The 20,935-nt window shown below is 68.1% G+C and carries 16 protein-coding genes; 5 read left to right on the top strand and 11 right to left on the bottom strand.

The window, feature by feature from the left end; translation table 11 throughout:
• Nucleotides 1-9 precede the first annotated feature (9 nt).
• On the top strand, nucleotides 10-1,245 hold the full coding sequence (locus JD292_RS06145; RefSeq protein ID WP_369411167.1) for an MFS transporter: 1,236 nt from the start codon (nucleotides 10-12) through the stop codon (nucleotides 1,243-1,245).
• Nucleotides 1,246-1,315: 70 nt separating this feature from the next.
• Here the strand turns inward: JD292_RS06145 and JD292_RS06140 are convergent, their stop codons facing one another.
• A complete protein-coding gene (locus JD292_RS06140) occupies nucleotides 1,316-2,536 on the bottom strand; it encodes a glycosyltransferase family protein (protein WP_200131857.1) in 1,221 nt (406 codons plus the stop codon).
• Between the two features lie 237 nt (nucleotides 2,537-2,773).
• Between JD292_RS06140 and galE the strand changes: the two genes are divergently transcribed.
• The 4 genes from galE (at nucleotide 2,774) to JD292_RS06120 (ending at nucleotide 7,161) form a co-directional block, all read left to right on the top strand.
• Complete coding sequence (gene galE / locus JD292_RS06135) at nucleotides 2,774-3,787, top strand: UDP-glucose 4-epimerase GalE (RefSeq protein WP_200131856.1); 1,014 nt, start codon at nucleotides 2,774-2,776, stop codon at nucleotides 3,785-3,787.
• Nucleotides 3,784-5,175, top strand: coding sequence for an LCP family protein (locus JD292_RS06130; protein WP_200131855.1), 1,392 nt, complete (start codon nucleotides 3,784-3,786; stop codon nucleotides 5,173-5,175). Before galE ends, JD292_RS06130 begins: the two co-directional genes overlap by 4 nt.
• An 80-nt stretch (nucleotides 5,176-5,255) precedes the next feature.
• Nucleotides 5,256-6,233 carry a glycosyltransferase family 2 protein gene (locus tag JD292_RS06125; protein ID WP_200131854.1) on the top strand — a complete coding sequence of 326 codons (978 nt, stop codon included), beginning with the start codon at nucleotides 5,256-5,258 and terminating at the stop codon, nucleotides 6,231-6,233.
• 64 nt (nucleotides 6,234-6,297) lie between these two features.
• Nucleotides 6,298-7,161, top strand: a complete 864-nt coding sequence (locus JD292_RS06120; protein WP_200131853.1) for a glycosyltransferase — start codon at nucleotides 6,298-6,300, stop codon at nucleotides 7,159-7,161.
• Nucleotides 7,162-7,293: 132 nt separating this feature from the next.
• Here JD292_RS06120 and JD292_RS06115 read toward each other — a convergent pair whose 3' ends face one another.
• The 10 genes from JD292_RS06115 to JD292_RS06070 all read right to left on the bottom strand — a co-directional run bounded on the left by JD292_RS06115 (nucleotide 7,294) and on the right by JD292_RS06070 (nucleotide 20,879).
• A complete protein-coding gene (locus JD292_RS06115; RefSeq protein ID WP_200131852.1) occupies nucleotides 7,294-8,700 on the bottom strand; it encodes a glycosyltransferase family protein in 1,407 nt (468 codons plus the stop codon).
• A gap of 142 nt (nucleotides 8,701-8,842) precedes the next feature.
• Nucleotides 8,843-9,787 carry a glycosyltransferase family 2 protein gene (locus JD292_RS06110; RefSeq protein ID WP_200131851.1) on the bottom strand — a complete coding sequence of 315 codons (945 nt, stop codon included), beginning with the start codon at nucleotides 9,785-9,787 and terminating at the stop codon, nucleotides 8,843-8,845.
• Between the two features lie 464 nt (nucleotides 9,788-10,251).
• Complete coding sequence (locus tag JD292_RS06105; RefSeq protein WP_200131850.1) at nucleotides 10,252-13,974, bottom strand: glycosyltransferase; 3,723 nt, start codon at nucleotides 13,972-13,974, stop codon at nucleotides 10,252-10,254.
• Nucleotides 13,975-14,146: 172 nt separating this feature from the next.
• The gene (locus JD292_RS06100; RefSeq protein WP_200131849.1) at nucleotides 14,147-15,601 is read right to left on the bottom strand and encodes a hypothetical protein; all 1,455 of its coding nucleotides are present in this window, start codon (nucleotides 15,599-15,601) and stop codon (nucleotides 14,147-14,149) included.
• A complete protein-coding gene (locus JD292_RS06095) occupies nucleotides 15,591-16,010 on the bottom strand; it encodes a GtrA family protein (RefSeq protein WP_200131848.1) in 420 nt (139 codons plus the stop codon). Before JD292_RS06095 ends, JD292_RS06100 begins: the two co-directional genes overlap by 11 nt.
• A complete protein-coding gene (locus tag JD292_RS06090; RefSeq protein ID WP_200131847.1) occupies nucleotides 15,997-16,941 on the bottom strand; it encodes a glycosyltransferase family 2 protein in 945 nt (314 codons plus the stop codon). The genes JD292_RS06095 and JD292_RS06090 overlap by 14 nt, the downstream gene beginning before the upstream one ends.
• A 107-nt stretch (nucleotides 16,942-17,048) precedes the next feature.
• Entirely contained in the window at nucleotides 17,049-18,188 is a 1,140-nt protein-coding gene (locus JD292_RS06085; RefSeq protein WP_369411166.1) for an ATP-binding cassette domain-containing protein, read from the bottom strand.
• A gap of 22 nt (nucleotides 18,189-18,210) precedes the next feature.
• Nucleotides 18,211-19,077, bottom strand: coding sequence for an ABC transporter permease (locus tag JD292_RS06080; RefSeq protein ID WP_200131846.1), 867 nt, complete (start codon nucleotides 19,075-19,077; stop codon nucleotides 18,211-18,213).
• 18 nt (nucleotides 19,078-19,095) lie between these two features.
• A complete protein-coding gene (locus JD292_RS06075) occupies nucleotides 19,096-19,878 on the bottom strand; it encodes an acyl-ACP--UDP-N- acetylglucosamine O-acyltransferase (RefSeq protein ID WP_200131845.1) in 783 nt (260 codons plus the stop codon).
• Entirely contained in the window at nucleotides 19,875-20,879 is a 1,005-nt protein-coding gene (locus tag JD292_RS06070; RefSeq protein WP_200131844.1) for a Gfo/Idh/MocA family protein, read from the bottom strand. Before JD292_RS06070 ends, JD292_RS06075 begins: the two co-directional genes overlap by 4 nt.
• Between the last annotated feature and the right edge of the window lie 56 nt (nucleotides 20,880-20,935).

Below are 20,935 nucleotides of genomic sequence, written 5' to 3'. Positions count from 1 at the left end.
CGGGTTGAGGTGAGCGGGGAGACGGCGCAGGCCCCCGCGCAGGATCCGCGGGCGGCAGCGGGAAGTCCCGCGTACCGGCGCGCGCTCATTGCGCTCTTCTGCGCGGGTCTCGCGACCTTCGCGCAGATGTATTCCCCGCAGGGCATTCTTCCCGATCTCGCCCGCGAGTTCGGGGTGTCAGCCGGAACCTCGTCGTGGGCCGTCGGCGCGACGACGATCGGCGTGGCGATCGGGGTCATCCCGTGGGCGCTCGTCTCGGATCGCTTCGGCCGCATCCCCGCCATGCGGGTCGCGATGGTCCTAGCGCTGGCAATCGGCCTGGTCGCGCCAGTGATCCCGGAGTTTCCCGCGTTCGCCGTCGTACGCTGTGTCGAGGGCCTCGCGCTCGCCGGTCTGCCGGCGATCGCCGTGACCGCGATCGCTGAGACCGTGCGTCCCGAGGCGCTCGGTCCCGCCGTCGGCACATACGTGGCCGGCACCACGATCGGCGGGCTGCTCGGCCGGATCATCGCGGGCACCGTGGCGCAGGAGCTGGGGTGGCGCTGGGGCATGGGCGCGGTCGCGGTGATTGCCGCGGCGGCCACGATCGTCTTCCTCGCCAGAATCCCGCGGCCGGCGCTCCCGGCGAGGCGGGGCGAACGTGCTCTGCCAGCGATCCGGGACAATCTCGCGCGGCCCGGCGTCGTCGTACTGATTCTGCAGGCTTTCCTCCTGATGGGAGGCTTCGTCGCGGCCTACAACTACCTCGCGTTCCGGCTGCAGGAGCCGCCCTTCCAGCTCTCGCTCGGCCAGGTGTCCTGGCTGTTTCTCGCGTACCTCGCCGGTGCGGCGGCCTCGCGCTGGGTGTGGTCGCTCACCCGGCGCATTCCACCGACGATCACCCTGCTCGTCTGCGCCGGGATCATGATCGCGGGTCTCACCCTCACCCTGCTCCCATCGCTGCCCTGGGTGATCATCGGCCTCGTCCTCTTCACGGGCGCATTCTTCGCGGCGCATACGATCGCGAGCGGATTGATCGAGCGTCGTGCGGGTGCGGGACGCACGCTCGCGCCTCCGCTCTACACCCTCGCCTACTATGCGGGGTCGAGCCTGCTCGGCTGGCTCGGCGGTGTCGCCTTCGCTGCGGCCGGCTGGCCGGGGACCGCCGTCTTCGTCGGGTGCGCGGTGCTCATCGCCGCGGCGGCGTCGCTGGGCTTCGCGCTCGCGAACGGCGGTCCGAGGCTGGCAGACGCTCCCCGCGCGTAGTCCTCCCCGCGCGTAGTCCGGGGTCCGTGAGCGCTGCCCGCGGGCGGAAAAGATCCTGATCAGGCTTCGATCAGAGGTTCGCGTGGGTCTCCCAGAGCTGCCAGGCCGCGGCCTCCCAGCTGAAACCGCGGCTGCGGTCCCTGGCGAGGACCGAGAGCCGCGCGAGCGCACCGGGCTCGGTGAAGAGGCGGCGCAGCTCCGCGCCGAACGCCTCGGGCGTCTCGGCCGCGATACCGCCGTCGAGCACGAGCTCGGCGGTCGAGGGGTGGCCTGAGTGGAGCACGGGAACCGAGGCCTTGAGCGCTCCGAGCACGAGATAGCCCGTTCCGGCGTAGCTCTGAGGCGTGAGCAGGAGGCCGGCGCCGGAGATGATCGCGCCGAAATCGGCCAGCTCGCGCGGGCGCACCACAACGACCCGTCCCCGCAGCTCGGCCGGCACGTCGCCAGCGTCGCTGCCTGCCGCGGCCCCAGCGGGGTCCGCAGCCGAGTGGGTTCCGTGCGGCGCGGGAGCGCCCTCGGATCCGGGGGCCTGTGCCGCTGCTCCGGCCTGGCCGCGCGACTTCGCGCCGCTCGCGCTGTCCGCCGGCACCGGGTCGAAGCCCTCCAGCACCACGAGGGGCGGGAGGCCGGGGTCGCTGCGCATCGCGTCGAAGACCCAGTCGAGACGGCCGAGTTCGGTCGCCGTCGCGGTCGTGAGCACGTAGCGTTCGGGAAGCCCGAGCGCGGCGCGGCGGTCGGCGCTGTCCTCCTGCCGGCGGAACTCGCGCGGGGGAGCGAGCTGCATGACCTGAATGGGCAGGTCGCGGCCGTAGTGCTCCTGCACAACGCGCGCGGTGGCGTGCGTCGGGGCGAGGATGACGTCCGCGAGACGGACGGCGCGCTTCGCAAAAGAGCGGAACAGGCGCGCCTGATTGCCGGGCAGCAGCGTGGGGTGATCCCACGCGATGCTGTTCGGGATCATGACCGAGGTCTGGCTGCCATCGTCCTCGCCGCGGGAGCGGAGCGGGATCATGGGGGTGGTCGCGTGGACGAACTCGCCGTCGAGCGGGCGCGCGGTCGCACCGGATTGCCAGACGATTGGGAGCATTCCGGCACGGAGCGGCAGGCTTTCGACGTCGAGCACGGGTGACTGAAAGGCGGGGGCCTCCGTGCCGCGGGCGACGAGGTAGCGAACGCTGCAACTGCGCGGGGCGCTCTGGGCGACCGCTTCGGCGAGATCACGGCAGGCGGCGGAGTGCACGGCCGCTTCCCAATCGGGAAAAGGTTCTGCGATCAGGGTCAGGGTGGCCATCTCGCCCCTTTCGCTCGTCGCGGCGCCCACGCGCCGACAGTCTTCTGGTGAATATTCTATGGAATCCTCAGGTGTGAGTTTCCCACTTGCTGAACGTGAGTCCGAAATGTTCTCAATTCGGGACCTGAAGAGGCACCTGAATGGGCTTTTCTTCTCAGAATCGCAGATTACTCAGTCAAATGAGACCCGCGGAGCCGGCTCCAGTGGCCCCCAGGAGACGCGCCCTATCCTTGATCCATGCGCGTTCTTCTGACCGGCGGCGCCGGATACATCGGCACCCACACCGCTCTGGCCCTCATCGCCCGCGGGCACGACGTCGTGGTGCTCGACGATTTCTCGAACAGCAGCCCCGAGGCGGTGCGGCGCGTCGAGGAGCTCAGCGGGGCGACGATCCCGGTTGTCGAGGTCGATCTGGCCGATCGGGCGGCAGCGAGCGCGGCGCTCGAGGGCGTCGAGTTCGACTCGGTGATTCACTTCGCCGGGCTCAAGGCCGTCGGCGAATCGGTCGCGCAGCCAACCCGCTACTACCGCGTCAACATCGATTCGTCGCTCGTGCTGCTCGATCTCCTCGCCGAGCGCGGCGTCGACCGCCTCGTGTTCAGCTCCTCGGCGACCGTTTACGGCGATCCGGCCGTCGATTCGATCGACGAGGGCCAGCCCGTGGGTGTGGGCCTCACCAACCCCTACGGCTGGTCGAAGTTCATGATCGAGCAGATCATCACGGACACGCAGCGCGCCAGGCCCGAGCTCGCGGCCGTGCTGCTGCGGTACTTCAACCCGGTGGGCGCGCACCCGTCCGGACGGATCGGCGAGGATCCGTCGGGGATCCCCAACAACCTGATGCCGTTCATCGCGCAGGTCGCGGTCGGCAAGCGCGAGCGCCTCAGCGTGTTCGGCGACTCGTACCCCACCGCCGACGGCACCGGCGTGCGCGACTACATTCACGTGATGGACCTCGCAGAGGGTCACGTTGCCGCGCTCGAAGCCGCCGAGCAGGGCGTCTCCGTCTACAACCTCGGATCGGGAACCGGCTCGAGCGTGCTCGAGGTGATCCGCGCGTTCGAGGAGGCCGCAGGCCGCCCCGTGCCCTACGACGTCGTGGCGCCTCGCGCAGGTGACGTCGCGACCGTCGTGGCCGACCCCGCCCGCGCGAACGCCGAGCTCAACTGGCGGACGACGCGCAGCCTCGCCGAGGCGTGCCGCGACTCCTGGGCCTGGCAGTCGCAGAACCCCGGCGGATACGCCGGATGAGTCTTGACCTCGAGCGGCCGCTCAGAAACCCAGATCAGGACTCGCCGCCGCTCATGAGCAAGCGAGCCCGCTGGCTCGTCGTGCTCGGATTCCTGCTGCCGGGAAGCGCCCAGGTGCTCTCCGGGAACAAGCGGCTCGGCCGTTTCGGGCTGGGCGCCACGTTCGCCCTGATCGCGGGATTGATCCTCGCGCTGCTCGGGTTCCTGTTCGCGCGCGTCGCGACGCTCACGTTCTTCACCAACTCGATCGTTCTGCTGATCATCCAGATCCTGCTGTTCGGATACGCGATCCTGTGGGTCGTGCTCGGGCTCGACACCCTGCGGCTCACCCGGATCGTCAAGGTGCAGCGCGGCTGGCGGCTGCCCGTCGCGATCCTGTCGATCGTGCTCACGCTCGTCCCCGCCCTCGGGGCCGCGTGGGCCGGCACCACGGTCGACGCCGGCCGCAACCTGCTCGGCGGTCTCTTCCGCGGCGCCCCGGCGGTCGCGCCCATCGACGGCCGGTACAACATCCTCCTCCTCGGCACCGACGCCGGCGCAGATCGCGAGGGCCTTCGCCCGGACAGCATCTCGCTCGTGAGCATCGACGCCGAGACCGGCCAGTCGACGATCGTCGGCCTTCCCCGCGACCTCGAGGGCGTGCCCTTCGCCGAGAAGTCGCCGATGGCGAAGATGCACCCGAACGGCTTCGGCGTCGCGCCCAACGAGTACGGCGAGGGCGGCGGCTGCGAGGTGGGGCACTGCATCCTCAACGGCGTCTACGCCGAGGCGGAGCTCTTCTATCCCGAGCTGTACCCGAACGCGAAGAAGAACGGCTCGTCGCCGGGCCTCGAAGCCACGAAGGACGCCGTTGAGGGGGTCACGGGCCTGAAGCCCCAGTTCTACGTCCTCGTCAACATGGACGCCTTCGAGTCGCTCATCGATGCCCTCGGCGGCGTCGAGATCGACGTGAAGGAGCGGCTCCCGATCGGCGGCGACCAGTACGGCAACGGCATCACGGGCTGGGTCGAGCCGGGCAAGCGCAAGCTCACGGGCTACGAGGCGCAGTGGTACGCCCGATCCCGCTACGGATCGACCGGAGGGGACTACGACCGGATGGCCCGCCAGCGGGAGCTGCAGGCCGCGATCCTCGCCCAGATGAACCCCTCCAATGTGCTGCTCCGGTTCCAGGAGGTCGCGAAGGCGGGGAACGAGCTCGTGGAGACCGATCTCCCGGATTCGATGCTCGGCCGCTTCGTCGATCTCGCGACGAAGGCCCGCGAGCATCAGCCCGTCAGCGTCGAGCTCGTTCCGCCGGCGTTCGACCCGGAGGCGCCCGACTACGCGGTCGCGCGCCAGCTCGTCGATGAGGGCGTGGCGAAGGCCTCGCCCCCGAAGCAGAAGGGCTAGCCCGCCTGTTTTCTGGCGTCAGGGAGGCCTGGCGCGCCCGGATAGACTGACAGGGTTTTCTCGTGAAGGAGTGTGCACGCATGCGCGTAACCGCCGTGCTCGTCGCCTACAACCGGCGGGAGCTGCTGCGCGAGTCGCTCGAAGCGATCGCCGCGCAGAGCCGTCCCGTCGATCGCATCGTCGTCGTGGACAACGCGTCCGACGACGGTTCCGGCGACGTCGCCGCGGAAATGCTGGAGGCCTGGGAGGGCCGCGGCCGGCTCATCCGCCTCACCGAGAACACGGGCGGCGCGGGCGGCTTCGCGGTCGGCATCGCCGCCGCCGAGGTCGAGGAGTCCACGGACTGGATCTGGGTCATGGACGACGACACGGTGCCGGGCCCGGACGCGCTCGCGGGCGCGCTCGACGCGCACCAGCGCTACCTCGAGAGCGGCCAGGACGATCTCGCCGTCATGGGCTCCCGCGTCGTCTGGACCGACGGCGAGGATCACCCGATGAACACGCCGAAGCCGAAGATCGGGGCGTCGCAGTGGGAGCGCGATCGCGCCGCGAAAGCGGGCTGCATGGAGATCCGCTCGATCTCATTCGTCTCCGCGTTCCTCAGGGCCTCGCGCGTGCGGGAGCTCGGACTGCCGATCGCCGACTACTTCCTCTGGAACGACGACTTCGAGTTCTCGGCCCGGATGCTCCGCGGCGCGCGCGGACTCTTCGTGCCGGCCTCCGTCGTCGCCCACAAGACGGCCAAGCGCGGATCGAGCGACCAGGATCCCGGCCCCCGCTTCTACTACGAGGTGAGGAACAAGCTCTGGGTATTCCGCCTCAGCCCCGCGCTGCGCGGCTGGGAGAAGGCGCTCTACATCGGCGCGACCGCCCGCCGCTGGCTGCGCACGCTCCGCGCCTCCTCGGACCGCGGCCAGCTCCTCGGCTGCCTGCGCCGCGGCTGGCGCGACGGCTGGCGCACCGCGCCGCGCCCCGACCGCGACGTGCTCCGCAACGCGGGCGTTCCCGTCGACGTGAAGATCGAGATCGACCGCCTCACGCGCGCCTCGAATCGCTGATCGGCGGTCCTCGGACAGCGGTCCAGGATCGAATTCACGAGCGTCATCGCTAGGCTCGATGATCATGACGGATACTCGATCGCCCAGCGCCCCGAGCGCGGGATTCTCCCTCCTGCTTCCCGTCTACGCTGGAGACGATCCGAGGGCGCTGCGGCTCGCGTTCGAGAGCTCCGTCGACCGGCAGACGCTGCGACCGGCGGAGGCCGTGATCGTGCAGGACGGCCCCGTTCCCGACGCGCTCGCCGCAGAACTCGCGCGGATCGAGGGGGCGAGCCCGGTGCCGGTCCGCGTGGTGCGCCTGCCCGAGAATCAGGGCCTCACCGCGGCTCTGAACCGCGGCCTCGACGAGGTCGCGTACCCCGTGGTGGCCCGCATGGACGCGGACGACGTCTCCGCTCCCGAGCGCTTCGCCAGGCAGTGGCCGCTCATCGACTCGGGGTTCGACCTCGTCGGAACCGGGATGACCGAGTTTGAAACCGATCCCGATCAGGTGGTCGGCAGGCGGATTCCGCCGGTGGGCCCCGATCGGATCCGCGCGCACGCGCGCACCCACAACCCGTTCAACCACCCGACGATGATGTACAGGGTCGCCGCGCTCGATCGCGTGGGCCGCTACGAACCCTTCGGCCGGATGGAGGACTACTGGCTCGGTGTGCGTCTCATCGCCGACGGTGCTCGCGTGGAGAACCTGCCTGAGCCGCTCCTGCGCTACCGGGTCGGATCCGGTGCGTTCGCGCGCAGGGGCGGGCTTGCGGAGGCTCGCACGGAGATCCGGCTGCAGGGTGAGCTGCGCCGCATGGGCTTCATCTCAACGGGGGAGTACCTGCGCAACGTCGCGATGAAGGGCGCCTACCGGCTGCTGCCCTCGGGTGTGAAGAAGGTGCTGTTCCGGCGGCTGATCGGCGGCGGGCTGCCGGGGGATCGGTAGCGTCGGCTCGAAGGACGCTGGCGGGACGGCCGCGGTGCCGCCCGACCCGCGAGCGCCCGATCCGCGAGCGCCCGATCCGCGGGCGCCCGATCCGCGGGCGCCCGATCCTCGCGCGGGCACGAGAGCGCCGAGCTACTCCTTGAGACGGTGGAGCGCGAGCTTCCCGGTCGCCTCGACCTGGGTGTAGCGTTCCGCGAGCATCACATTGAACTCGGCAAGCTTGGAGCCCTCGCGCGGCGTGAGCACCCACCTGGGCGGGGTCTTGTCGAAGTACTCGCGAAGCTCGTGGATGACGACGCGATCGACGGAGGCCCACCAGTCCTGCAGCATGAAGAATCGGTGCGGGGGAAGGGTGTCCGTGACGAAGAAGTAGTTGGCCGGCAGGTTCCACGTGAAGATCTCATTGCGCTCCGAGACCGGGACGTGCTCGAGGAGGTGCTTGGCCTGCCTGGCCAGTTCGCCGTTGTCATAGGCCGTTGTCTTCTGGGCATCCAGCTTGTAGAAGGGCACGCTCACCCCGGCGGAGAGCGCGACCACGGTGATACCGGCGATCAGCGCGCGCGGTCCGGTGAACAGCTGCAGGATCAGCACCACGCCGAGCGCGGTTCCCGGCACGAGGAGCTGCAGGTAGTGGTAGAACCCGGTCGTCGACGACAGCACCGCGAAGGACCCGATCACGGCGAACGATGCCGAGAGAATGAGATACCAGGTTCGGGCGTTCCGCTGAGCGTCGACGAGACCCCCGAGCATGGTGAGCGCCGCGTACCCGAGCACCAGGAACAGGTACCCGTTCTTGAGGATCGTGGTGCCGTCGGGAACGTGATGCTTCGCGTACTCGAAGTTGAAGGTGAAGGTCGCGTGGATCATCTCGGGCAGTGATCCCGCGAGGGTGAACCACACGATGAAAATGCCGCACCCGGCCGCGAAGCCGCCGATGGAGATGAGGAGCGGAAGCACGAACTTGCGTCGTGTGACCAGGAGAAAGATAAAGTACGCGACGAACGCGGCGATGATCCCCGCCGAATTGTTCAGGCGAATGAAGACGACGATTCCGAACGCGACCCCGGAAAGTGCGAGGAGCAGGGGGGACGCCTCGGGTTGCCCCTCGTGAAATGGTCGCGTGAGCGCCCAGACGACGAACATGGTGAAGGGGAGCGAGTACTCCTCCGTGAGGTTCCCGGACTCGTAGAGCGGAACCAGGAGCGCAAGGAACGCCACGAGCGACGCGCTGGTGAGCACGGGGCCGAGGAAACGGCGCGCCACGAGACCGAACAGCACGAGCGTGACGGTGAGACTGACGACCTGGATCAGAAAGATCCCGTTGCGACCGGGCCAGATCACCTGCGCGAGCCACTGGATCGCGAACATCGCGGGGCCCTTGTGGTCCCAGATTTCGACATACAGCGACTTTCCGTGGGCCATGGCGGTGCCGATCATGCGGAAAATGGCGCTATCGCCGCCGAACCAGGGGTTGAGGAAGCTCGTCGTGGAGGAGAAGAAGATCAGGAACGTTGTCGCGAGGACGGTCGAACCTGCCACGAGCGGGACCGTTCGCCTGAGGGTTGCCCTGGTCGTACTCGGAGTCATTGGTGGTGCCCGTTCTGTGCTGACAAGTTCGTGTCTTCTGGGAGAAATGCGCGCGGCGGTGTCGGTCTCGTCGGCGCCGAGGAGGTGGGAGACATCAGTGCGGAGCGCCCCGGTGCTGCTGGCCGATGAGGTAGAGGGGCCGGTTCTTGCTCTCGTTGAAGATGCGGCCGATGTACTCGCCGATGACCCCGACGGAGAGGAGCTGCACGCCGCCGAGGAACAGGATGACGACCATCATCGAGGGATAGCCCTGGAGGTCGCTTCCCCAGAGGAGGGTACGGAGCACGATCACGATGAGGTAGATGAAGGCGGCGAGGGAGACGAGGATCCCGAGGACCGTGGAAACGCGCAGCGGCGCGGTGGTGAACGAGGTGATGCCGTCGATGGCGAGGTTGATGAGTCCGCCGTAGTTCCACTTGGTTCGTCCGGCGGCGCGCGGGTCGCGGTCGAACAGGATTTCCTTCTTGGTGAACCCGATCCAGCTGAACATGCCCTTGGTGTAGCGCTCGCTCTCGCGGAACAGCGTGAGGGCGTCGATGCACTTGCGGTCGAGGAGTCGGAAGTCTCCCGTGTTCTGCTGCACCTCGATTCGAGTGGTGCGCTGGAGAATCCGGTAGTAGGCGTGGGCGGTGGTGCGTTTGAGCCAGTTCTCGCCGTGCCGGGTGCGTCGTTTGGCGTAGACATCGTCGGCGCCGTTGCGCCATTCCTGGATCATTTCCGAGATCAGGCCGGGCGGGTCCTGCAGGTCGACATCCATGATGATGACGGCATCGGTGGTCACGGCGTCCAGCCCGGCGATCATGGCGCGTTCCTTGCCGAAGTTGCGGCTCAGGCTGAGGTACGAGATGCGGGAGTCTCGGGTGGCGAGGTTCTGAATGATGCTGAGGCTCGCATCGCGGCTGCCGTCGTCGACGAAGAGGACCTCGAATTCGGTGGCTTCGATCTCTGCCAGGTGGGTGAAGAGCGTTTCGAGGAAGAGTTCGATGACTTCTTCCTCGTTGAACACCGGGACCAGGATCGTGACGGAGCGGGACGGCATAGAACCTCTGTCTGCGGGCGGCGAAGGAGACGGACTAGGAAAGCACACAAAACAACGGGTGTAGTTTAAATGCTGGTTCCAGGAAAGTCCGCCAATTCAGCCGCTGGCAGTTCCGTATTCACCGAATCGCAACGTGGCAAACACCCCAAACGGGGGAGGAAATCGTTCCGGTTGCCCCGGGGTCAGGGGGTTTTGCCTCGAGGCCTCCGCTGCTCGACGCCAAGTGCGAGTGCGCCTGCGCTGAGACCGTCGACTTCAAAACCGCCGCTGATCAGGTGGGCGACCCTCAAGCCTCGATCGACACTGTCGATGCGGCCCGAGTGCACCCGAAACCGGTTCATCCGGGCCAAGATGATACACGCGTTCCCGATGCGGAGGCTCGCCCTACGCCGGTACCCGCCTGTCGGCGGCTGACCGCCGGGAGGGGGCGCCCGGGAACGCCGAGCGCCACGCCGCCGGCGTTGCTAGCCCGCTTCCTCGCCCACGATCAGCTCGACGTACTTGCGCAGCGAGGCCGCCTCGTAGGCCTCGGCATCGAACGGCGTCTCCCGGGGGAGTGCGTCATCCAGGGCCCGCGCGATCGCGGACGCCGCGCCCGCAGCGTCCGGCTCGAACAGAAAGCCGTAGCGCGCATCGGGGATGACGCTGCGGAACGGCGGGATGTCGCTCGCGGCCACCGGAAGGCCGAGGGTCAACGCCTCGAGCAGCGCGATCCCCTGTCCCTCGTGGAGCGAGGGCATCACGAGCGCGTCGCAGGCCGCCATGATCGGGTACGGATTCGACACGTGCCCGAAGAATCGCACCTGCGATGCGACGCCGAGCTCGGCCGCGAGCGCCTCGAGGGCGGGGCGGAAGGGGCCGTCGCCGAGGATCCCGAGGCGTACGTCCGCGAACCGCTGCGGTTCGGAGGCGAGCCCGCGGATCAGGGCCTCGTGGTTTTTCTCCGGCGAGAGTCTCGCGACCGTCGCGAGATGCGGGCCGCCCTCGTCCAGCCAGGCCGCGGCATCGGCGCTGAGTGGCGCGCGCGCCCGCTCCCGCACCTCGTCCGCGCGCACGAGGTTCTCGATCACCCGGTGCAGGTGCTCGGGAACGCCGTGAGACTCGGCGAGATCGTGCGCGTTCTGCTCGCGCACGCCGTCGCTCACCGAGACGAGCGCGTCGAAGTGCTTGTAGTGGGCGAAAGCGGAGTCGAGCCAGGTGAATCTGATGCGCTGCTCCGCCCGCATCGCGTTGTGCAGGAACTGGGCGTTGCGAGGCGCGATCGCGGGTTTCTGCCTCGCGAACAGGGTCGTTCTCGGGAGGGAATAGCCGTCGAAGTCGATCGCGATGTCGAAGCGGTCCCGGCCCGTCATCCGGATCGCCTCGCGGCGCGCCCCGGCGGTGAGCAGTTCGTCGATCTCCGGGCTGATCACGCGGTTCCGCTGCGACGCGAGGTCGAGGGCGTCGAGTTCGAGGCGCGTGGCCGCGTTGGGGCCGACGGTGGGGATGACGCGCGCGTGCTCGACGATCGCGGCGCTCGTCTCCGGTTCCGCGAACTCGAGGTGGCTCTTGTGGAGCAGGAGATAGGCCGACACCTCGCTCGGATCGAGCTTCAGGAACAGGTTCGTCAGCGCGCGCGTGATGCCGTTGGGGTTCAGTCCGCCAACGGAGAAGAGGGCGCGCGCGGGGCGATCGCCGCGCGGCGGGTCGAGGGGGCGATCCGCATCGATATCCTGCGCCAGCCACTCCCACACGCGCGCGGTCGCCCGGCCGTCCTCGTGCGGGCTGAAGCGCTGCCGGTCCGCGTCCGTGGGGACAGCGAACTCCGGATCGCTCGCGGTGCGCGCGAGCGCGTCCGCGAGTTCGGCGAGCGTGAATGTCGCGTGCCCCGGCACCTCGGTGTGCGCGAAGTAGAGTCCGCGCTCGGACTCGTATTCGGCGAGATCCGGAATGTGCGTGATGATCGGCCGCGAGAGCGGCACGAAGTCGAAGAGGACGCTCGAGAAGTCGGTCACGAGGACGTCGGTGATGGCGAGGAGCTCGTTGGTGTTGAGATTCCCCGGTGCGAACGTGATGTCGGCGAAGCGCGGATCCGCCCGCACGGCGGTCTCGACGAACTGGTGCGCGCGCAGCACCACGTGCGCCCCGCTCTCCTGCAGAACGCGCAGTGTCTCGAGGGTCGCCGCGCGGTCCAGGTGCTCGACGTCGCGCTTCCCGCGCCACGTCGGAGCGTAGAGGAGGACCCGGGAGTCCTCGGGCGCTCCGACCGCGGCGCGCACTGCGGCCTTGCGCGCTTCCGACGCGTTCAGCGTGAGATCGACGCGCGGGTATCCCGTGAGGCGCGCGACCCCTGGACGGACGAGCTCGCCCACGTTATGGTCCTCGAGCAGGGCGCGCATGGTGTGGTCGTCCGGCGCGATGATGTGGCTCGCCTGCAGGAGGTTGCGCGTGATGTTGCCGAACGCGTAGGTCTCCTGGCGCTCGTGCCGTCCGAGGTGCTTCCACGGGATCCCGTGCCAGGTGTTGAGGTATCGCTGCCCCTCGCGCCGGTAGTACCCGACTTCGACGCTGAGATTATTGATGATCGTGCCCGCGGTCGCGAGCAGCCGGGCGGCGTTCGCGCTCGTGCGCCGCACGAAGGTGACTCGCGGATCTGCGAGCAGGCGCGGGTCGATCACCCCATCGAACTGCATGATCCACACGTGTCGCAGGTGCGCGTTCTCGGGCGACTCGAGCGCGTGCAGGCACATCGCGAGCGGGTTGCACGACGTGGAGGCGCCGTGGAAGGACTCGTAGATGACCAGATCCGGATCGATGTCGAACATGTCGACGGCCTCCGAGAACAGCTGGTGCCAGCGGCCGGGAGGCGTGTGGACGTCGAGGTCGAAGCGGGGGAGCCCCGGCGGACGCCGGAGCGAGGTGAGCGTGAGCATTTCGCACGCCTCGCGGAACCGCCCGGCGTCCGCGTACCGGCGGCCGAGCTCGCGGCAGACCTGCGCGATGCCGAGCTGCGCCGAAACGCCGTACACGGCGCGCTCGAGCGTCTCGGTCGGCAGCGCGTCGATCTCCTCGTTCGTGAGCCCAGCGATCGGGCTGTAACTCGGCTCGTTCCGGCAGGCCCGCGGATCGACGACGGAACCGGCGAGGAAGAAGGGCACGGCCTCCTCGTGCCTGCCGAGGCGATGCAGAGTGGCGCCAGCGCGATACGCGAAGTCCGGGTTCGCGCCGGGCATCCCGGCGGCGCGGGAGAAGAGCTCCGCCGCGCGGGCGAGGTCCCCGCGGATCTCGGCGAGGAGCGCCACGTCCGCGATCTGCTTGGCGGACGGATCGCTCGCGGTATCAGCGAAGCGGTCGCCGTGCTCGGCGGCCTCGGCCCATTTTCCCTGATCGTAGGCAATACGCAGCGCGTACCACGCGTGCAGAGGATCCGACTCGGGGAGATCATGCAGCGCGTACCGGGCCGCCTCGGGATCGCCCAGCTCGAGATACTCGCGCACCACGGCGCCCGGATCCGTTCCGGCCGCGACCGCCCGGCCTGCGTCGCTCGCGAGGATCAGTTCCTCGCGCCGCGGGAGAGCCCCCGTTCGGCGTGCGGATTCCGCCGCCGCGAGCAGTGCGGCGTCTGGCGCGCCGGCCAGATCCGCCCGCTCGAAAGCGGCGGCGGCCCCCGCGAAGTTCCCGCGCTCGTATTCGAGCTTGGCGAGCCGGATCTCCGCTCGCCGCAGCTCCTGCGGGGGCGCGTCGAGCTTGAGGATCGTCTCCAGCGCCTGCCGCTCCCGGAAGTAGTTCCGACGGATCCGCTGCACCGCGGCGTCCTCGAGATAGATCGGGAGGTAGTCGCGATCCAGCACCTTCGCCCGGCCGAGGGCCCGATCGCCGTCCCGGTACTCCTCCAGGGAGAACCAGAACTCCCCGAGCTGGGTCATCCACTGCACGCTGTCGGAGTGCTCGGCCTCCAGGGCGCGGGCCCGATCGAACATTCGGGTTTGCGGCAGTACCCGGCTCAGCAGCACCAGGTACTCGAAGGCGTGCTCGGGGTAGCGCCGCAGCTGCCGCTCGATCTCAGCGCACAGCTCCTCGAACTCGGGGAAGGACTCCGCCTGTGCTCCGTGCTCGTCGACGAGGGCGCGAAGCCGGTCGAGTCGCCCCTGCCGACGCCGCTGTTGCGTCAGGAGTTCCTTGGTTGAGCGCTTCAGTCGGGAGAGCATCTGTTCCTTCGAGGAGTGCTGTGCTGAACTCCAGATGAAGATTGGATGAACAGCAGGAGACGGTGCTCGTCAATCTAGCAGTCCACGATCCCCCGAGGATCGAATCTCGCGAAGGCTCCCCCGTTTCGGGCGCGCTCGGGCCGGGCGCTACGGCTTGCGCTCGGGCCGGGCGCTACGGCTTGCGCTCGTGGAGGACGATGCCGCCCTCGCGCGCGACCGGCGTGTACTCCGCCTGGAGCAGCGCGCTGAACTCGGGCTGCTCGATCCCCTTGGCCGGCGTCACGACCCACTTCGGCGGCGTCTTCGCGAAAAACTCGCGAAGCTCGGAATAGACGATCGGATCCGTGTTCCCCCACCACTCCTGCAGCATGAAGAAGCGATGCACGGGGAGGGTGTCGGCGACGAGGTAGTACGTGGACGGGAGATCCCAGGTGAAGACCTCTCCGCGCTCCGCCTCCGGCACACGGTCGAGAATCGCGTGGACGTTCGCGGCGAAGGGCGCCTCGTTCCCCGCGACGCTCCGCTGAGCCGTACTCGCCCCGAACGGCACCAGCAGCATCGCCGACAGCGCGAGCGCGGCGACCGCGGCGAGCCACACCCGAGACTCGGTGAACAGCTGCAGGATCAGGATCGCGCCGATCGCGGCGCCGGGAACGAGGAGCTGCAGATAGTGGAAATAGCCGGTGGTCGACGACAGCACGGCCGTGCAGCCAACCACGGCGAGCGCGGCGGTGAGGAGCACGTACCAGTACCGGCGATTGCGCTGGGCATCCACGAGCCCGCCCAGGACGGTCAGCGCTGCCAAGCCGATCGTGACGAACAGATACCCGTTCGCGAGGAGCTTCGCGTAGCCGGACGGCGACTCCTTCGCGTATTCGAAATTGAAGATGAACGTCGCGTGGATCATCTCCTGGAGCGACCCCGCGAGCGCGAAATAACCGAGGAACAAGCCGCACACCAGGAAAAACCCGGCCAGGGACACGAGCATCGGAACCCAGAACCGGCGCCGCATGACGAGCACGTAGATGAAATACGCGATGAAGGCCGCGATGATGCCTGCCGCGTTGTTCAGCCGCAGGAAGAAGATGAAGGCGAGCGCGCCCCCGGACAGCGCCAGCAGCGGCAGCGGCACCTCGCCCCTGCGGTCGTGGAACGGCCGAGTGAGCGCCCACAGCACGAACATCGTGTAGGGGAGCGAGAGCTCCTCGGAAAGATTGCCGAACTCGAACAGCGGAGAGAGCAGCGCCAGGAAGAGGACGAGCGCGACGACGGTGAGAACCGGGCCGAGGAACCGTCGCGCAATGAGACCGAGCAGGAACAGGGCCACCGACAGGCTGACGAGCTGAACCAGGAAGATCCCGTTCCGCCCCGAACAGATCACCTGCGCGAGCCACTCGATCGCGAAGAGCGCCGGGCCCTTGTGATCCCAGATGTCGACGTACAGCGACTTGCCGTGGGCCATCGCGGTGCCGATCAGCCGGAAGATCCCGCTATCGCCGCCGTACCAGGGGTTCAGGAAGCTCGTCGTCGACGAGAAGAAGACGAGGAACACGGCCGAGAGAGTCGCCGAAGCGGCGGCGAGCGGGAGGCCTCGCTTGAGCGCGGGGAGCGCAGTCTCACGATTCACGGTCGGCACCTTTCTGGCCGTCGGGGAAGACGAAATGTCGGTAGAGGAAGTAGTTCCACAGCATGCTCACAACGGTCGCGGCGATCTTCCCGATGCCGAGCACGATCGGCGCGGGAAGGAGTCCGTGCAGGAGGGCTTCAGCGCCCAGGATGACGAGCGGCTGCAGGGCCCACAACCCGAACAGTGTCACCCCGAGGAACTTGACAGCCTGCAGCGCGCCGCGCTGCGTCGAGCGGAACGCGAACGAGCGGTTCGCAAAGAAACTGAAGGTGAGCGCCACGCCCGTCGAGATCATGTTGGCGGCCCACACCGGAAGCCCCGCCCACGTGAGCAGGAACAGCAGGCCGAAGTCGATCGCCGTGTTGATCCCGCCGATGAGCAGGAACCGGAAGCCGCTACTGCGGAACACCGCGGTGCTCGTGCTGGATCAGATAGAGCGGACGGTTCTTGCTCTCGTTGAAGATGCGGCCGACATACTCCCCGATCACGCCGAGGGAGAGGAGTTGCACGCCGCCGAGGAAGAGGATCACGGCCATCATCGAGGCGTAGCCCTGGAGGTCGCTTCCCCAGATGAGGGTGCGCGCAACGATCACGACGAGGTAGACGAACGCCGCGAGCGACACGAAGATGCCGAGGAACGTCGAGATGCGCAGCGGCGCCGTCGTGAACGAGGTGATCCCGTCGATCGCCAGATTCACGAGGCTCCGATAGTTCCACTTCGTCTCGCCCGCGGCTCGCGGATCGCGATCGAACAGGATCTCCTTCTTCGAGAACCCGATCCAGCTGAACATGCCCTTGGTGTAGCGCTCGCTCTCGCGGAAACGGATCAGGGCGTCGATGCACTTGCGATCGAGCAGCCGGAAATCGCCCGTGTTCTGCTGCACCTGGATCCTCGTCGTGCTCTGGAGGATGCGGTAGTACTGCTTCGCCGTCGTGCGCTTCAGCCAGGTCTCACCGTTGCGGGTGCGTCGCTTCGCGTAGACGTCGTCGTAGCCGTTACGCCACTCCGCGATCATCTCGGCGATCAGGCCGGGAGGATCCTGGAGGTCGACATCCATGATGATGACGGCGTCGGTGGTCACCGCGTCGAGCCCGGCGATCATCGCCCGCTCCTTGCCGAAGTTGCGGCTGAAGCTGAGATACGAGATGCGCTGGTCGCTGCTCGCGAGGTTCTGGATGATGCTCAGCGTCGCGTCGCTGCTCCCGTCATTGACGAAGAGGATCTCGAACGCGGTATCGCTGATCGCCGCGAGTTCTGCGGAGAGCGTCGAAAGGAAGAGCTCGATGACCTCTTGCTCGTTATACACGGGGACGAGGATCGTCACGGAGCGGGACTGCATGGATCCCCTGTCTGTGGGCGGCGGAGCATACTAGCGTGGGCGCATGAACGCCCCCGGTAGTTTACCCCGCGGCGGACGCCCAGCGGCGTACGGCACGCGAGAGTGTGCTACCTGGTGCGCTCGTACGCTGCGACGACGCGCTCGTAGTCGGGGGAGCCGGGCTCCGCGAAGCCGAGACCCTCGTCGATCGAATACCAGGCGTAGCCGTTCTGGAACGGCATCGCGCGGATGTCGAAGCTCTCGATCTGGCCCTTCGGCGAGCCCGCGACAACGCCCCAGGGGCCCTCGGGGCCGCCCGCTCGTCGATAGGCGGAGAGGAAAATGCCCTTCGTGAGGCCGATCGTCTGGCGATCCCCCTCGAGCTCGGGGGCGTGCGTGATGATGCCGCGCTCGAACTCCTGATAGAAAGACCCTTCCGCGCCGGGAAGATCGATCTGCGCCGAGGTGGGCGCGCCGAAGCCGGACGGGTTGCGATCGTAGACGGTGCTGATCGGGTGCAGGATCGGATGCGCGGGCTTCGCGCCCTCGCCGCGCTGCGACACCTCGAGCGCCTGCACGGCGTCCTCGATCGGGCCGTCGAAGATGACCTTGCCGTGCTCGAGCACGATCCCGCGGTCGCAGAGGCGGAGCACCTGGCCCGAGTTGTGGCTCACGATGAACATCGTCTTGCCGCGCTCGCGCAGCTGCTGCATGCGGTCGTTGCACTTCTCGCGGAACGCGGCATCGCCGACGGAGAGGACCTCGTCCACGAGGAGCACGTCGAACTCGGTGTGCACGGCGACGGCGAAGCCGAGGCGCGCGTACATGCCAGAGGAGTAGCGCTTCACCTCGGTGTCGATGAAGTCGCCGATCTCGGAGAACTCGAGGATGTCGTCGAACTTCGCGTCCGTCTCCTCCTTCGACATGCCGAGGATCGCGGCGTTGAGGTAGACGTTCTGCCGGCCGGTGAGGTTCGGGTGGAAACCGGCGCCGACCTCGATCAGGCCGGCGATCCTGCCGCGCGTGCGCACCCAGCCGCCGTCGGGCTGCAGGACGCCGGAGAGCATCTTGAGCGTGGTCGACTTGCCGGAGCCGTTGCTGCCCATGAGGGCGACCGACTCGCCGGCGTTGACATCGAAGCTGACGCCGTCGACCGCGTTGAAGTCGCTCGAGAGCTCCTTGCGCTGAAGCGACGCGATGAACGTCTCCTTCATGGAGTTCGTGTGCTTGATCTTGAAGGTCTTGCGCGCGTCGCTGAAGACGATCACAGGCTTCTCCTGCGACACCTGATCAGAGGTTCTGGGCAAAGGTCCCCTCCAGCTTCCGGAAGACCAACTGGCCGATGATGAGCGTGAAGATTGCGATCGCTCCGCCGATGAGCGCGAACACGAGAAGGTGCTCCGGGCGGGGCGAATTCGGCGCGAGCGGCAGCCAGAACGCGGTGTGGAACATCTCAACCGCGGCCGTCATCGGGTTGGACATGTAGATGTTGTAGAGCCACAGCGGCGCGCGCTCGTGCACCATCGTCCACGCGTAGAGCACCGGGGAGGCCCAGGTCGAGAACATGAGGATCAGGTCGACGAAGTTGCGCGCGTCCCGATACCCGACGTTGATGGCGCCGAAGAACAGGCCGAGGCCGAGCGCGAAGACAAGGATCAGCAGCATGCCGATGATGAACGCGAGAATCCCCATCCAGCTGAAGGTCCAACCGCAGAACAGGGCCACCACGAACAGGAGGACGGCCTGCGGCAGGAAGTGCACGAGGGCGACGCCGAGCGCTGACACGGGGAACAGCTCACGCGGCAGGTAAATCTTCCTGATCAGCGAGGCATTGTCGGTGAGCGCGCTCGTCGTGTTGCGGAGCGCCTCGCTGAAGAGGTTGACCGCGACGATGCCCGCGAAGAGGTACACGGGGAAGAACTGGATCTCGCGGTTGTGGTCCAGGATGACGCCCATGACGAGGTAGTACATGAGGAACTGCGCGCCGGGGCGCACATACGACCAGACCCAGCCGAGCACGGAGCCGTGGTACCGGGTGGTGCGGCCCTTCTTCTGCAGCAGGGACAGCAGGTACCGGTTCCGGAATACTCCGATCAGTCCCTGGCCCTTTCCGGGAGTATCGAACTCCGGATCGGTCCTCGCAGCTTCATACGTCACGATCGAGCAGTCTACTTCCTATCGGTGAGCGGGGTCCGGTTTCGGGCCCAGCGAGGTCGATACGGATACGGGTCGTACGCTCTCGTGCGAGCGCCACCAGGCGATCGGCTCGGCGAGCGTTCCCAGTTCAGCGAGGAGTTCCGGGCTGGGCGCGGTCTCCCCTGCGAGGAGTTCGCCCCGCGCGTAGAGCGAATGGAGGCGCTCGGCGAGTTCGGGGGCGTGGCCCGCTCGCTCCACTCCGACGGCGTTGACGCCGGTGAGGCGGGGCGGCGCCCCGTAGACCTTCGCGAACGGGGGAACGTCCCGCGTGACGGGCGTGCCCATGCCCACCATCGCGCCCGGCGCGATGATCCGGCGCTGATGCACGACGGCGTTCATGCCGATGTTCACCCGGTCGCCGATGACGCAGTGGCCGCCGATGCTCACGCCGGCGGAGACCGTCGCGTCGTCGCCGAGGAGTACGTCGTGCGCGAGATAGGCGCGGTTGAGCACCCAGCTGCGCGCGCCGACCGTCGTCTCCCGGTAGGAGCCCTGGTGGATCACGGCGCCCTCGCGGATCACCGCGCCCGCCCTGATCCGCACGCCGGCGTGGAGCAGCTCGCCCGTCCAGGCCGCGTTCTGCGGCAGGCTCGACATCTCGGGCGGGGCGCCGATCTGCGCCCCGGGTCCGATCCAGACGCCGTCCTCGATCACGCACGGGCCGAGAATCACGGCGCCTGGCCCGATCGCGACGCCGTCGCCGATCTCGACCCCCTCGCCGATGCAGGCGAGCGGGCTGATCGCGGCAGCGCTGTCGGTCACGCGCGGCGCTCCGGATCCAGGTGGATCGTCTCGCCGATGCGGGCCGACTCGATCGCGGTCTCCGCGACGCGCAGGGTCTCGAGGCCCTCGCCCAGGGTGACCGCGTCCTGCCGGACGCCGAGGATCGCGTCGCGGAACGCCTCGTGCTCGCTCTTCAGGGGCTCGCGCTTTTCGAGGGCAAACCTCGTCACGGTGCCCTCGCTCACCCCCCTGAACGCCGAAACGGCGTCCCAGGAGGCCGCTCCGTGCGTCCCGTTCTCGTAGAAGGTGAGATCCGCGGTGAGCGTGTCGGCGACGAACGCGCCGTTCTCGCCCGTGACCAGGGTGAGACGCTCCTTGAACGGGGTGAGCCAGTTCACGAGATGGTTCACCATGATGCCGTTCTCCAGCTTGCCCGTGATCGCGACCATGTCCTCGTGCTCGCGGCCGCTGCGATGCGTCGTCTGGGCGCCCACCGTCGCGTAGCGGGACTGGGCGAGCCAGGCCGTGAGGTCGATGTCGTGGCTGCCGAGATCCTTCACGACGCCGACGTCGGCGATGCGAGCCGGGAACGGACCCTGCCGGCGGGTCTGGATCTGGTAGACCTCGCCGAGGTCGCCTGCGGCGATCCGCTGACGGAGGCTCACGAGCGCGGGATTGAAGCGCTCGACGTGGCCGACCGCGGCGAACTTGCCCGCGGCCTCGAACGCCTCGACCAGGCGGGTCGCGGCCGCGAGGTCGTGGGCGACCGGCTTCTCGATCAGGGTGTGCACGCCCGCGGCGGCCAGCGCGAGGCCGACCTCCTCGTGGAACTTCGTCGGAACGGCCACGACCGCGACGTCGATCCCGGCGCCGATCAGCCCCTCAACCGAGTCGAACATGGGGGTGTCCCCCGCGACCCCGTGCGGATCGCCCATCGCGTCGGCGACGGCGACGAGGTCGACGCCCTCGGTCTCGCGGATCACGCGTGCGTGGTGCCGCCCCATCATTCCGAGCCCGATGAGTCCGTACTTGAGGGTCATGTGATCTCCTTCGCGGGGGTGTGGTCTGATCTGGGGAATTGGGACAAGTGTAGGAG

Source organism: Leucobacter edaphi, assembly GCF_016522535.1.
Lineage (GTDB): Bacteria > Actinomycetota > Actinomycetes > Actinomycetales > Microbacteriaceae > Leucobacter > Leucobacter edaphi.
Note: the sequence above shows the minus strand (reverse complement) of the source record. Positions and strands in the feature narration are given on the sequence as shown.

What these genes read in the sequence shown, in the direction of transcription:
- JD292_RS06120 (WP_200131853.1), top strand. Translation starts at nt 6,298, where the DNA reads ATGACGGATACTCGATCGCCCAGCGCCCCGAGCGCGGGATTCTCCCTC.
- JD292_RS06125 (WP_200131854.1), top strand. Translation starts at nt 5,256, where the DNA reads ATGCGCGTAACCGCCGTGCTCGTCGCCTACAACCGGCGGGAGCTGCTG.
- JD292_RS06070 (WP_200131844.1), bottom strand. Translation starts at nt 20,879, where the DNA reads ATGACCCTCAAGTACGGACTCATCGGGCTCGGAATGATGGGGCGGCAC.
- JD292_RS06140 (WP_200131857.1), bottom strand. Translation starts at nt 2,536, where the DNA reads ATGGCCACCCTGACCCTGATCGCAGAACCTTTTCCCGATTGGGAAGCG.
- JD292_RS06090 (WP_200131847.1), bottom strand. Translation starts at nt 16,941, where the DNA reads ATGCAGTCCCGCTCCGTGACGATCCTCGTCCCCGTGTATAACGAGCAA.
- JD292_RS06105 (WP_200131850.1), bottom strand. Translation starts at nt 13,974, where the DNA reads ATGCTCTCCCGACTGAAGCGCTCAACCAAGGAACTCCTGACGCAACAG.
- JD292_RS06110 (WP_200131851.1), bottom strand. Translation starts at nt 9,787, where the DNA reads ATGCCGTCCCGCTCCGTCACGATCCTGGTCCCGGTGTTCAACGAGGAA.
- JD292_RS06130 (WP_200131855.1), top strand. Translation starts at nt 3,784, where the DNA reads ATGAGTCTTGACCTCGAGCGGCCGCTCAGAAACCCAGATCAGGACTCG.
- galE (WP_200131856.1), top strand. Translation starts at nt 2,774, where the DNA reads ATGCGCGTTCTTCTGACCGGCGGCGCCGGATACATCGGCACCCACACC.